The 13,995-nt window shown below is 64.4% G+C and carries 7 protein-coding genes; 2 read left to right on the top strand and 5 right to left on the bottom strand.

The features are described from left to right. Positions 1 to 11 precede the first annotated feature (11 nt). The 3 genes from NCCP691_RS02920 to NCCP691_RS02910 all read right to left on the bottom strand — a co-directional run bounded on the left by NCCP691_RS02920 (position 12) and on the right by NCCP691_RS02910 (position 7,283). Positions 12 to 800, bottom strand: coding sequence for a hypothetical protein (locus NCCP691_RS02920; RefSeq protein WP_220806743.1), 789 nt, complete (start codon positions 798 to 800; stop codon positions 12 to 14). After that, complete coding sequence (locus tag NCCP691_RS02915) at positions 797 to 6,187, bottom strand: DUF6531 domain-containing protein (protein WP_220806742.1); 5,391 nt, start codon at positions 6,185 to 6,187, stop codon at positions 797 to 799. Before NCCP691_RS02915 ends, NCCP691_RS02920 begins: the two co-directional genes overlap by 4 nt. A 205-nt stretch (positions 6,188 to 6,392) precedes the next feature. Then, positions 6,393 to 7,283 carry a helix-turn-helix domain-containing protein gene (locus tag NCCP691_RS02910; RefSeq protein WP_220806741.1) on the bottom strand — a complete coding sequence of 297 codons (891 nt, stop codon included), beginning with the start codon at positions 7,281 to 7,283 and terminating at the stop codon, positions 6,393 to 6,395. Positions 7,284 to 7,429: 146 nt separating this feature from the next. Between NCCP691_RS02910 and pobA the strand changes: the two genes are divergently transcribed. Both pobA and NCCP691_RS02900 read left to right on the top strand, forming a co-directional pair. After that, entirely contained in the window at positions 7,430 to 8,611 is a 1,182-nt protein-coding gene (gene pobA, locus NCCP691_RS02905; protein WP_220806740.1) for a 4-hydroxybenzoate 3-monooxygenase, read from the top strand. A 77-nt stretch (positions 8,612 to 8,688) separates the two neighbouring features. Beyond that, a complete protein-coding gene (locus tag NCCP691_RS02900; protein WP_220806739.1) occupies positions 8,689 to 9,861 on the top strand; it encodes an ABC transporter substrate-binding protein in 1,173 nt (390 codons plus the stop codon). Positions 9,862 to 9,929: 68 nt separating this feature from the next. Here the strand turns inward: NCCP691_RS02900 and NCCP691_RS02895 are convergent, their stop codons facing one another. Together NCCP691_RS02895 and NCCP691_RS02890 are read right to left on the bottom strand one after the other, a co-directional pair. After that, positions 9,930 to 13,595 (bottom strand): DUF7379 domain-containing protein, encoded by a 3,666-nt coding sequence (locus NCCP691_RS02895; RefSeq protein WP_220806738.1) that lies wholly within the window; start codon positions 13,593 to 13,595, stop codon positions 9,930 to 9,932. A gap of 44 nt (positions 13,596 to 13,639) precedes the next feature. Beyond that, positions 13,640 to 13,987: a GYD domain-containing protein gene (locus tag NCCP691_RS02890; protein WP_220806737.1), complete on the bottom strand. Its 348-nt coding sequence runs from the start codon at positions 13,985 to 13,987 to the stop codon at positions 13,640 to 13,642. Between the last annotated feature and the right edge of the window lie 8 nt (positions 13,988 to 13,995).

Below are 13,995 nucleotides of genomic sequence, written 5' to 3'. Positions count from 1 at the left end.
ATCCTCATCCGTCACTTAGACCACGTGAATAGGTCCTGAACGCCTGCGCGCCGCGCCTCTTCTTCCCAGATCCGCCGCGCAACTTCATCGGGTAATACGCCGTTGTACAAGAGCGGCTCAACTTCGACGTAATAGTCCTGATAGACGTTCTGCTTGCCAGCTGCGAGACTTGTGAAAGCGCCCCGAAGCATGTGACGCAAGTGAAATTGATTCTCTTGATCGTCTCCGGCGCTTATAAGGTTTCCCTGGAATACGCGTTTAATCAAAACAGCCGACCGCTCCTTTAAGTCCCAGTACACAGTGATGGACGATCCTTCGAACTCACCCGTGTTCGATCCTGGCAGCATCGATTTGAATCCGTCCTTAGTTCGCAGGTAAATGCCTCGCGGCTCCTTCAGCAGAATCGGTTTTCCGCTAAACGTGGTATAGGATTCACGGTGGGCGGATGTGATCACATCGCACCAACCGTCGCCGTCGATATCTATCCAAGTCGTGTCAACCACGTCTTCCTTCAGCCAAGCCGCATGCCAAGCATCTTTATTCTTCTTATAGAGTTCAACCTGTTTCAGGTCATTTCGCCAATTCTTATCAAAACTGTCCATCCATCTTCCATATGGGTCAAAGCGCGCCCACGCCACCTTGTCGCGCTTGCAATCTGGGGGGTGAAGCGCCCATTCAGGTTCTGCCGTCGCGCGACGCGCATCTACCCCTGCCGGTCTACCCGGTAGAGCGATCAATAACGCGATGAGCGCAATTAATCCGAGGTTCTGTCTGCTCTTACGATTTTCTAAGGGATTCATCTCATTCTCTTTGGATCAAGATCAAAACGATTTATGTTCTTTACGCCGCACGGGTTGTTTTTTGATTCACGACTCCAAATCTCACCCAGATGCTTTGCATAGTTAAGACTTCGAGCTTCAGAGATGTTCTTTGCTTCGTTCCCTGTGTTATGGAAATACCCTAATCTCATCGCTATCTCAAGTTCCTCATCCGCCTGATGGGTTGCGCGAAATTGCGCGTATTTCCATCTAATCTCTCGGTCTGAAACGATGTCAAATCGATTCTTATCCTTAAAAAGTGCGTCCGGCGAGCCGATCAGATACTCCTTCAAAACTTTGTCGGTCAGTACTGCTGCAGACGCGAAACCCTGCCATCCTTCGTTCCAAATTGGATTTTTTATGTACGCATTCAGTTGCCTATCCTGAAAACCCAAATCACGCTGTAATCGCTTATACCGTTCGTACATCCCTGGCTGGCCGTTCTTAATTAGTGCATGTGCTTCGTCTGGATTTCCTTGTGCAGTTCTTCTAATCGGCCGCAAGATTTCAATCAACTGATGCCACTTCACAATTTTTGTGTACATCTGGTAAGCCTCGCTCGTCGTGCTTCCGTGCCTATGCAAGAAACCCGTCTCTTCCGCGAACTGATCAACGGCAATCGGATCCGCAGGCTCAATGGGAGTCTCAGGCCTTAACCGATCTCGCCATCCCACGATCTTCTTGCCTCTCAAGGTGCCACCCGTGACATGCACAGCACGCGATAGAGCTTTCTCTAACCTGTCCTTCAGACCGGTGTCTCCACCAGAGTCATCGGCAAATCCAAGTGTCCTCTCCTCCGTTTTAGTCATCTTCGACTGCAGTTCATATAAAGTGATCTGCACTAGATTGCTACCTTTCAATCGCCGCTTCGGCTTAGAGAATGCGAGCAGTCGATCAACAAACGTTCCCACGACGAATTGAGTTGGCCCGTAACTGGCAGGAGTTCCAGACGGATTCCATGTAGCGGCCGGACAACCGGTTTTTGAACAATCCGCGCCGCCCGATTCCTTGATCTGAATTGCCGTCTTCAATCTTGCAAACGCTTCTTCCGGAGTCATCGCCTGTTTGCAAGTCAGCGTGTCGATACCTTGGTCGACTATACGACCCTCCGGTGAATCGTTCTGGCCGGCGACACCTCCCGGATAGAGGGTGACGCTGCGCAGTTTCGCGGGCGGGAGAACGAGTTTGAATTGAGTGTCCGCCGCTCCTGGCTGTCCTGCGCAGCCATAGTACTTCCTGACTACGTCGCCATGGCGTTGCAGGTCTTCAAGTATTTGCAGCGCGGCCCTGTCATCCAGATGCATGCTGAAACTGTCTGGAGAAATCATGTCGTTAACATAGTGGTCCACGAACCTTTGCTCGACGGTTGGCCCGCGCGGCACGGCTTCCTCATTCCAAGTCATGTAGGTGCGCTCGAAGGAAGTACGTTCATTCAGAGGATTGGGAGTTCTCACGAAACTTCCATCTCTGTCGTAGAGGATGTTCAAGTTTGGTTCGATGCCTATGTCCCTGATCCAAAACGCCCAGCGGTACTGTCCCGGAGTTTTTGGGTTGCGGTCCCGCGCCGTGTCTATCAGGTAGTAGGTGATCGTCGCCCACCCATCCGGATCCACGAGGTTCAGCATGTCCCCGTTCGCATACGAATAGAGGTCGAGATAGCCGGCATCGAAGCCGGCCGGATCGGGGCTGAGGAATGCTCCGGTTGCAGGGTCGTAGTAGCGGGCGAGGTTGTAGTGCAGGCCGCTCTCCGCGTCGGCGTACTGATTGACCAGGCGTAGCGGTTGTTCGAAGGTCTGACCTTGTCCTGCGGCTGGGCTGGTATTGCCTCGGTCGTCGAGTTGGGCCGACCACAGGATGGATTTTTCATCGTCTGTGGCGGCCGTGACGGCGCCGCGGTGGTCGGTGTGGAGATAGACGAGCCTGGGGCCGGTGATGTACTCGCGGGCACGCTCGACGACGCCGCGGGCGGGTTCCATCCAGGCGATCGGACGCCAGCCGAGATGGATGTATTGCCTGATGATCTTGCCTGCGCCGTCGGCTTCGGCAATGAGCCGTTTGCCGCTGTAGATGAAGCGGCGGCTGGCGGCCGGTTGGCCGGTCACTGTCTTCGCAATGCGTCTGCCCTCGGCGTCGTACAGGTAGGTCGCGATTGGCTGGTCGCGATCGCGCAGCGCTGCCAGTTCACCGGCTGCCGACCAGGTCAGTTCGTAGTCCTGGGCGTTGTGGCGGTATGTGCGCCGGCGGCCGGCGGGGTCGAATTCGGCTTCGACCGCGGCGGGAGACGGCGGGAGTGCGGTCTTGCTTGTGGCGGTTGGAATGGCAGGCGTGCCTGACGCGGTGGACGGTGAGGACGGCGTGCCGGCCCGGGTACCGCGCAGCTCGCGGGCCTGGCGGCTTGCGGCGAGGATGCGGCCTGTGGCATCGCTGGTAATCGCGTGGGCGTGTATGCCGTCGTGATGGGCGAGCAGTGTCCATGGAAGTGCCGGCGCCTTGTTCTGCTGGTACTCGCTCCTGGCGACGAGACCGTTGCCGAATCGCCAGCCGGCGGCGACCGATGCGATCCTGTCGGGCGAAAGGTCTTGCCCATTGGAGTGCACTGGCGCGAGCCATTTGATCTCCGACGCGACCTGCCTGCTGCCCATCCATCCGGATTCGGCTGTGATGGCTTCGGGGTGGTTGCCTCCGTCGTCGCTGCTGTAGCGGAAACGGATCGGCGGAAGTGCCTGGACTGCGCCTGCAGTGTGTTCGCTCAGCCACGTTTTCGCGACCCTGCCTTCGCTGTCGTATCGATGGTGCACGGTGTAGGCGAACTCGCCCGACTGCTGGTATTCGTCGGTGACCTGACCGAAGGCGTTGTAGGTTCTGCGGATGAGGCTGTCCGGTCTGCCCTTGTTGTCGGCGCCGTATCTTGCCTGCTCGGCGAGCAGGCGTCCGGAGTGCTTGTATTCGATACGCTCCAGAACTTGCCCAGTGCGGTCACGGCGTTCAAGCAGGCGCGGCTTGCCGTGCTGGTCGTAGTACAGGCGGGTCTCGATGCCGGCGCCGTCGGTGACGGCCTTCAGTCTTTCGCTGCCGCCGTCGTAGCTTGCGCGTGAAATGCCCTGGCCGCGATACTCCAGCGCGACGAGGCGCCCGAAGTCGTCGAGCCAGCGCTTGCCGACAGGCTCGGCACCGGCCGGGCCGTGCAGGGCGATCTCTGTCACTTCGCGCTCGGCCGCGCTGCCCGCTTCGCCGGTCCCAAAAACGAGGCGCTCCGCCATCGGCTCCCGGCTCGCGGCAAGCTGAGCGGGCGGCTGCGCGGTGGCGGAGTCGCCGCCGGGAAGCATGCGCAGCACCTGGGCAGGCAGGCGCAGTTCGGTAAGCCTTGCGAGGGCATCGTACTGCGCGCCGAGTCGCCGCTCGGCGGCGTTCTGGCCGGGAGAGTCGGCGGTCCGGGTAATGCTTTTGATCTGCCCGCTGGCAAGATAGTCGATGGCGACGAGCGTGCTTCGCTCGCCGTCGCGCACGCGCAGCCTGCGCGCCCGGCCATCCACTGCACGGTCGAGGATTTCGGTGCTGTCGCCGTCCGCAGTCATGATCTTCACAGGGTAGCTGCCGCGCGCATCGTATTCAATGCGGATGCGTTCGCCGGTTTCGCCGTCCTGTCGCAGGGCGACGGGCAGGCTGCGGCCATTGATGCGGATGTACTCGATGCTCGTGCCGCGCGCGATCGGACGCGCCTGCGTCCCGCCTGCGCCCGGGGACCAGCCGGTTTCTTCGATGCGGACTGGCTGTCCTGAGGCGTTGTAGCTGATCCGGGTCGTGTGCTGCTTGCCGGGCACGACGCTCGGCCGCGATATCGACGACGGCTCGTTCTGGCGCTCGCTGACGCGGGGATAGTCATAGCTTGCGAGGATGTCGGGTTTGCCGGGTTTGCCGTCGCTGTGACGAAGTCTTGCGACACGGATGTGCCGGCCGAGCGCGTCTCTCTCGATCCGGGTGGTCTCCAGCGGCAGGCCCTCGTCGTTGAGCCGGGTGGTTTCGGTCACGCGCCCAAGCCGGTCGTAGCCGTAGCGCACATTGGTCTCGCCGCAGCCGTCGCATCCCGGCCCGCGCACTTCCAGCATCCGGTATTCGCCGCCGATGATCGCGTGCCGGAAGACGGTGACCTGGCCGAGGCTGTTGGTGAGCCGGGTGACGCCGGGTTGGCTGCGGTCGAAGCCGACCTGCCCGACGCCGGTGCCGGGCACGGGCTTGCCCTGCGCATCGTGCCGCAGGGGCTCGCCCCGGACGCTGAGAATGCCCTTGCCTGCCGCGTCGTAGGCATAGGTGGAGACGCGCTCCTGCATCGCGCGGCCGTCGCTGCCGGTTCCGCTGACGCTGATGCCGGTCAGCAGCGTCGGGTGTCTCGGGTCTTCGTGGTGGTAGTGGCGGGTGACGGTGCTGGTGGTGGTGCCGCGCTCGGTCCAGGCATGGCGCTTCCTGTCGTGGTCGTAGCTGGCCGGCAGGTGCACGCGCACCAGGGTGGCCAGCAGGCGGTCGGGGTGGATGTCGCTGCCCCTGGGCGCCTGGTTTCCGTACTCGTAGCGGAATTCCCCGACCGGGGTGTCGATGGCGACCACGCCCTGGTAGCGGTCGTTCCTGGCGGCGGCCTGGCGGTCGAGATAGCGCAGCTGCAGGCTGCGGCCCTGGGGATCGGTGACCTTGAGCAGGTCGCCGTTGAGCGCGCGCTGCAGGGAGACGAATTCGCCGGTGGGCGCGAGGATCTGCACCAGCCGGCCCTGGGGGTTGAACAGCAGTTGCCGGCCTTCCGGCCAGTGCCAGGTGTATTCGGGGCCTTCGGGGGTGTCGCGGATGGTGATTTTGCCGCGCGAGGGGTCGTCGCTGGCGCAGGTACCGGGGTCTTTGGGATCGCGGTGGAAGATCAGGCGCGAGCCGTCGGCCTGCAGGATGTGCAGGCTGTTGCCGCGCACGAAGAGGTCGGTCTCGTAGGAGAGGCGCCAGCCGCGGCCGATGATGCCGTTGGCGTCGGCGGGCCGGGAAAAGCCGCTGTTGTAGTGACGGACCAGTTCCAGGCCGAGCACGCCGGGCAGCGCCGGCATGTCGACTTCGCGCTGGTACTTGTTGCCGGTGATGATGTTGATCGGGTTGCCGCCGCCGGTGACGATTCCCGTGCCGCTCTGGCGTGCGGCCACGGCGGGCGCATCGCAGGTGGCGCCGGTGGACGCCGGGCCGCATTGCATCGGTGTTGCGCCGGTGCTCGTGCCGCCGACGAGGCGACCCGCGCCGGACTGGGCCGCGGCGGGCGCGGCAAGGATGGACGCCGACGCGATGAGCGCCAGCACGGCAGGCGCACGTACGAGCGCGCGCAACAAACTATCTGAAATCATCGGCTAGGAAGCAAAGAAGTGGTGGTTGCACATTCCCGCTCCGGCAGTCGGCCAATTAATGGCCGACCGTGTGATTCGCCCTCTTTGGGGGAAACTCTTATGAAGTGCTGCCTGCAGGCTTATTGCCTTTTTTGAAACTCATGCAGTGTAGGGAAACATTGTCTTTATGTCTACCTCGGTCCGGCGCTTTTGCAACGCCTGCGATTCATGCGGCAGCGATATGCAGCTCGGCCGCGCGGCGAAACTCCCTGGGGCCGACGCCCGCACGCTGCTTGAAGAACCGGGTGAAGTAGGCCGGATCGGCGAAGCCGATGGCATAGGAGACCTCGGCGATGCTCATGGAGGAGTAGACGAGGCTGCGCTTGGCTTCGAGTAATAGCCGCTCGTGAATCATCTCGAGCGCGGAACGGCCGGCGGCCTGCCTGCACAGCAGGTTCAGATGCGCGGCGGTGATGCCGAGTTCGGCCGCGTAGCGGGTGACCGGGTAGTGCTTTGCATGCCACTGCTCGACCAGCGCGCAGAAGCGGGCAAAGCTGCTGCCGCCGCGCTGCCCCGCGTGGCTCTCGGCATGCGCCGCAAGGGGGCGCGACAGCCCGATCAGCAGGGCGGCAAGCAGGGTTTCCATCAGGGCGTTGCGGAACGGCTGGCGCGAACGGTACTCATGAGCGAAGGCGCCGAACAGTTGCTGCAGATGCGCGCCCGCGGGATCGTCGGCGAAGGTGTGGAAGGTCGGGCGGGCCAGCCGCAGCAGGCCGCCGTCGATCGGCGCCAGCAGTTTTTGCGCGAGCGGCAGGGCAATCGTGATCACGCTGCCGATCGCGTCGCGGTCGAAGTCGAAGCCATGGATGCAGGACGGCGGTACCGCGAGAACCTGGCCGCCGCGCATCGCATGCCGGCTGTCGTCGATCTGTACGGCGGCCTCGCCCTCGTCGAGGCAGAGCAGCTGGAACAGCCCGACATGGCGGTGCGGGTTGATATGCCAATTGTGCAATCGGCTGCGCTCGGCGATCGACTCCCAGTGCACCATGTCCGCCGCGGGCCAGGCATCCAGTTCGCCATAGAGCTTGTATGTGGGCACTGCCGGGGATCTGTTCATGCTGTCTCCTCCGCCGCTGCGCGGTTGCGTCTTCAATACCCGGAAAATATTCGAAAAGTACAATTCTTTGATAATTCTGTCCATTCCCCCGGGGTACTCGCCGCGTCAACATGTCGGAATAAGGACGACAACGCGAGGAGAGGAACATGAAGACCCAGGTGGCGATCATCGGCGCCGGTCCCTCGGGCCTGCTGCTCGGGCAGTTGCTGCAGCGCGAGGGGATTTCCAGCGTGATCGTGGAGGCAAAATCGGCCGAATATGTGCTCGGCCGCATCCGCGCCGGCGTCCTCGAACAGGGCAGCGCCGATTTGTTGCGCGAGGCCGGCGCCGGGGAACGCATGGACCGCGAAGGCCACGTGCACGAAGGCTTTTCCCTGGCCTTCGCCGGGCGGCGGGAACGCATCGATCTCAAGGCCCTGACCGGGGGCAAGACGGTGATGGTGTACGGTCAGACCGAGGTGACGCGCGATCTGATGGCGGCCAGGGAGGCCGCGGGCGGCGTGACCTTCTACGAGGCGCGCGATGTGAAGCCGGAAGGCTTCTACGGCGACACGCCGCGGGTGAGCTTCCTCAAGGACGGCGAACGCGTCGATATCGAGTGCGACTACATCGCGGGCTGCGACGGCTTTCACGGTGTGTGCCGCCAGTCGGTGCCGCGTGAGGCGATCACCTGTTTCGAAAGGGTCTATCCCTTCGGCTGGCTCGGCATCCTGTCGCGCACGCCACCGGCTGCGCCCGAGCTGATCTATGCCAGCCATGAGCGCGGTTTCGCGCTGTGCAGCATGCGCTCGGATACGCTCAGCCGCTATTACGTGCAATGCAGCCTGGACGACAGGGTGGACGACTGGAGCGACGACCGCTTCTGGGACGAGCTGCGGCGGCGCCTGCCGGAAGATGTGGCCGCCTCGCTCACCACCGGACCGTCCATCGAGAAAAGCATCGCGCCGCTGCGCAGCTTCGTGGCGGAGCCGATGAAGTTCGGCCGCATGTTCCTCGTCGGCGACGCGGCGCATATCGTCCCGCCGACCGGGGCGAAGGGATTGAACCTGGCGGCGAGCGACGTGCGCACCCTGCACCGCGTGCTGTCGATCCGCTACCGCGAGGGCCGGGAGGATATCCTCGAACAATATTCCCCGGCCTGCCTGCGGCGGATCTGGAAGGCGGAACGGTTCTCGTGGTGGATGACCTCGCTGCTGCACCGCCTCGACGACGACCCGTTCTCGCGCCGCATGCAGCTCGCCGATCTCGACTATTTCACGCATTCGGCGGCGGGCAGGACGACGATCGCGGAGAACTACGTGGGCCTGCCATACGAGCCGATCGCTTGAGCTATGATTTCCAGACTGCCCTGCGTTGCAGGGCTTTGAACAAAGCCGGTCACCGGCCGATAAAAAAGGAGACAAGCATGACAATGAAAACCCTCGCCGCATCCCTCGCCCTGCTCGGCGCCTGCATGGCCACCGCGTCCGCCGTGGCCCAGGAAACGATCAGGGTGGGACTGATCGCGCCGTTCTCCGGACCGTTCGCCGACTATGGCAAGCAGATGGAGGGCGGCATCAGGGCCTACATGAAGCAGCATGGCGACAAGGTCGCCGGCAAGAAGATCGAACTCATCATCAAGGACACCACCGGGCCGGTGCCGGAAATCGCCAAGCGTCATGCGCAGGAGCTGGTGGTGCGCGACAAGGTCGACTTTCTCGCCGGCTTCGGCCTGACGCCGGAAGCGCTGGCCGCGGCGCCGGTCGCGGAACAGGCGAAGAAGCCGATGATCATCATGAATGCGGCGACCTCGGTGATCACCACCAAGTCCAATTACGTCGCGCGCGTGTCGATGACGCTGCCGCAGATTTCCGCGCCGATGGGCACCTGGGCAGTGAAGAACGGCATCAAGAAAGTCGTGACCCTGGTCGCCGACTATGGCCCCGGCATCGATGCCGAGACGGCGTTCAAGACCAATTTCGTGGGCGGCGGCGGGCAGGTGATGGAATCGATACGGGTGCCGCTGCGCAATCCCGAATTTGCGCCCTACATCCAGCGCATCAAGGACGCCAGGCCGGAGGCGGTGTTCATTTTCGTGCCGGCGGGCGAACAGGGCGTCGCCTTCATGAAGGGTTATCGCGAGCGCGGACTGGCCGAGGCGGGCATCAAGGTGATCGCCACCGGCGACCTGACCGACGACCATGTGCTGCCCGCGATGGGCGACGCGGTGCTCGGGGTGACGACCAGCTTCCACTACTCGGCCGCGCACGACTCGCCCGAGAACAAGACCTTCCTGAAGCATTTCGCCGATGCCAATCCGGGTGCGGGCCGTCCGAACTTCATGGCGGTCGCCGCCTATGACGGCATTCATGCCATCTATGAAGTCAGCAAGAAGCTCAATGGCAAGATCGACGGCGACAAGGCGATGGCCGCGCTCAAGGGCATGAAGATCAACAGCCCGCGCGGCCCCATCGTCATCGATCCGGCCACGCGCGACGTGGTGCAGACGGTCTACATCCGCAGGGTGGAGAAGGTCAACGGCGAGGTCTACAACGTCGAGTTCGACAAGTTCGCCGATGTGAAGGATCCGGGCAAGTAGGCCGCTTTACCCCGCCCTCCCCTGCATTTCTCCGGCCTGCCTCGCGCAGGCTTTTTCTTTTGCCGGACTCAGTACCCGAAGCGCACGACGGCATGCGGATGACCATAGACCGCATAGGCGAGCCAGGTCGCTTCGCCGGCCTCGCGCGCGCCCTCCCTGGCCGCGATGGCTGCCTCGGCGAGACGCTCGCCGTCCCTGAGCGCGGTGTAGAAGCGTTCGGTGAAGGCCTGCGCGGGCTGGTCGCCCACCGCCCACAGCGTGCCGACGAACACGCCGGCGCCCGCGCACAGGAAGGCTTCGGCGAATCCCCCGATGCTGGTCAGGTGCCAGCCGGCGCGCCCGACCTGGCAGGCATTGAGCACGACGACCGGCCGGTTGCCTTCGTCGCCGCACAGACAGGCATGCTGTTTCACCGCGTCCGCGCGCAGATAGTCGGGCACGTACTTTCCGGCTTCGACCCTGCCTTCCAGCAGGATGCGGGCCGCATGCGCGCCGCGCGCGTCCGCCTCGCCGTGCCCGGAAAAATGGAAAATGTCGACGGCGCCCGGCTGGCCCAGCCGCGTGATCAGCGACAACGAGTCGCTGCCCGCCCAGCGCGACCCGAGTTCGGCTTCGAGAAAGCCTATCTCCTTCTGCGCCGCCGGCAGCCGGTAGTCGGGATGGGGATAATCGGGGATCGCGTGGAAGACTTTCCCTGGGCGCACGACAAGCTCGCGCGGCGCATTGCGATAGTTGTGCAGCCAGCGCACCAGTCCTTTCTGCCCGAGGAAATGCGGCTCCGCCGGCAGCGGCCGCGCAAGCCCGTTCTCCGGGGGCGGCTTGAGATGCACGAGCTCCCAGGGGATGAAGGGCTCTTCCGACAGCACATGGATCGCGCGCAGCCGGTCGCGCAGCGGCCAGAGCGCGCGCTGTATCGGGACCGGAACAAGCTGGTCGAACAGCGAGCCGCCAAAAGCGCGCAGTTCCTGATTGAACGCCTCGTAATCGTGCTGGCTGCCGAGCCAGCGCTCTTCGATCTCGGCATAAAGGCCGCTCACATATTCCTGGCGATCGGCGCGCAGCGGCGCCGAGTCGGCGGTCACGTAATGGCCGTCTCCGAGATCGAGCGCGAACAGAAAACTGTCCCTGTCGCCGTTGCGTCTTTCGAATATCTGCAGGACGGGCAAGCCGGCATCGGCCGCCTCGTCCATCGTGCTGCTGGCGGCGGCGCTGCTGCGTGAGGTCTGCGCCGCCGTACCGCTGGCGATCCTGGTTTTCAGGGTCAGCGTGGCCAGCCGCAGCGCGCCATGCCGCACCAGCACCCACAGCTCGCCGTCGCCGGAAGCGGTGGCCCTGATGTCGAACATCAGCTCGACCTCTCCCGTCACCGACTCCGGTGCGAGCGTGTAGCGGTCCTCGCCGACGATCTCCAGATTGGTCTTCGGTATGAGCTGAATGATCAGCATCGGCTCGTCCGCTCCCGGGCGCGACGCCGGCAAGCGGGCGTCGGACATGCTGCTCGCGATGCCGCTCTGCTGTTCCAGCCGGTCGCGGGAAATCAGGACCCGGACGGTTTCAGTGCGCCCGGCGGCGATGTTCTCCTTCATCGAGGCGCCGAAGTAGTAGTGATCGCGGTGTTGACGATCTTCCGCCGGCTCGGGCGTTTCCCATGTCCGGCCGCGGGTTCCACCGCCACCCCCGCGCATGCGCCGGCGCGGCTCCGTGCCCCGGTGACGCAACTCGTCGGACGGCATCAGCTGCCGCAGTCGCGACAGCGGCGCCATGCCCGGCGGCCAGGCGACGGCGACCGGCAGGTCGCCCTTGAGCAGGACGAACATGTCGCGCGGCGCCGACGGCGACGGCACGGCGTCGCCGGCCCGGATTGCCGGCGACGGATGTCCCGCGCGCAGCGCCAGCGCGGTATCGGCGAGGACTTCCTCCAGGCTGGGGTCGTCGTCCCGCGCTCCCGTGCGCTCCACCGCCTGCCTGACTGCCGCCAGCGGCCGCACGTAGTAGTCCACCGTGTCGCCGGCGCGGCGTTCGATCACCAGGTAATCCGGGGTCTCGCCGGCCCGGTCCCGCAGCGCCGACAGGGGCGCGCCGGCCGGAAGAACGCGGATCTTTTTCTCGACCACGGCGCAGGCGAGCCAGTCGTCCGGCGCCGCCCCGGCATCGGCCTGCACCGATCCCGCATCGAGCCAGCGGCCCATGGCCTGGGTGAGTTCCGGCCGGAGGAAATAGGCGGTGTGGTGGATGTTGGGATTGGCGCCGAACGCAAGCTTCCCCTGCACGAACACGCCCGGCCTGGGCGCGGCCAGTCCCATCGACCCCAGGTCGACGACAAGGTCGTTGGCGCAGTTCATGAACTTGTCGGCGGCCAGGTCCAGCACCCAGCTCAGCAAACGCCGCGGCAAGCCGTCATCCCTTCCCGCGAGTGCCGCGTCGAACTCCGACGATACGAGGTAGTAAAAGGATTCGAAGCCGGCGCCGGACTGCTCGCGGTTGAGCCGGGCCGCGAACTCTCCGCCGGGCGCGAGCGCGGCGAGGCCGGGTGCGAGACGCTCCTCCAACGCGGCCACGGCGGTGTATTTCACCAGCGCTCCGAGCGATGCCAGGGATTCCTTCAGTATCGTCGCCGCCGGCGCGGCCGCCGGAAACAGCTGCATCAGGCGGCAGGCATCGACGGCGAGATTGGTGTAGAGGTCGGCCAGGCATTCCCAGTTCTTCGGTTCGGCCAGACGCGTGCCCGCATTGGTCGCGCCCACGAGTATCAGCCGCCGCACGCGCGGTCCATCCTCCATGGCCGGGAGCAGCAGTTCGGCCAGGCTGCGGGCGACCATGCAGCCCCGGCTGAAGCCGATCATGTCGATGCTGTGGGCCGCGGTGCCGGCCACGTGTTCCAGCGCAGCCAGCAGCTCGCTGGCGTTCTCCGCCGGATCGTGGCCGAGCGTGGGATGGTCGAAGCCGAGCACGCAGTCGTATTGCCCGAGCGCGGCAGTCAGAAACGTCCGTCCCCAGGATGTGGCCGTCAGGGCATGAAAGCTGCCGGCGGTGCTGCTGAACGTGCCGTGCACCAGAAGCAGGATGCGCGCCGCACGATCCGTCGGCAGTCGCAGGTCGGCCGGTTTTTCGAGCGGACGCCAGTCCTCGAGCCGCGTGCCCGCGAGATGCACGAGCCGATGCCGCACATTCCGCTCGAGCACCCTGATCACCGTCGCCAGCGCGTGACGCGCCGCGAACCTGAGCACCCAGGCGCGCAGCACCGATCCGCCGATCTCATCGATCAGGCCGCGCCGGGGCCCGGCGCCGGTGCCGCCCGGGGGCGCAAGCTGGAACACGAGACGCTTGCGCGCGGGCGTCACCAGCGGCCCCCGCCGGCGCGCCGGCTCGTGGACGGTGGCGGCGCCGTCGGCGTGGCGCCAGGCATAGACGCCGTCCTGTTCAAGCAGCAGCACCGCATCCTCATGCCCGGCGAGATCGATCGACACCCGGCCGGCCCCGCCGCCGCGACGCCCCGTGTCGGGCGCCGACCGGCGCAGCTCGAAACTGTCGAGCAGATCCATGCCTTGTTCCGTCATCGCGAGCGCGAGGTCGTCGCCGACCGGGCCTGCAGCGCCGGGCATCGGTACCGGTCCCGAGGGCAGGAGCCGCCCGCGGAGGCTTGCCATGATTTCGTCGGCGCGATCGCGGTCGCTGGCGGTCATGTCGTCGGGCAGTTCGATGACGATGCCGTGATGGCGCTCGAAAATGCTCATGGCGGGACCTCACTGTAGATCGATCGGTATGCGCGGTGGTGGACTCAGTGCGTGCGGCTCGGCGCCTGGTAGGGCGAGTCGCCCTCCATCACATTGTTCGCATGGCTCATGGCGGCCATGCCTTCCTCCACGTTGAAGAGCGCGGTGGTTTCGCAGCGCGCCAATCCGCCATGGCTGGTGATGGTCATCACGCAGGCGAGCGCGGCCTCGCTGTCCGGGAATTCCGATATGGCGATGCCGTCGTAGGAGCCGAAGCAGAAGAAGAACTGGTGCAGGTTGCCGCCGAAGGCCTCCACCGCGAGGCTGACCACATGCTCGCGGTTCTGCTCGTTCTCCAGCATCGCCTTGACTTCATGATCCTTGTACTTCCATTGATGCAGAAAAAACGGCATGTCAGTCT

This window comes from Noviherbaspirillum aridicola (assembly GCF_019656455.1).
In the GTDB taxonomy this organism is placed as follows: domain Bacteria; phylum Pseudomonadota; class Gammaproteobacteria; order Burkholderiales; family Burkholderiaceae_D; genus Noviherbaspirillum; species Noviherbaspirillum aridicola.
This window is presented reverse-complemented; position numbering and strand designations above follow the sequence as displayed.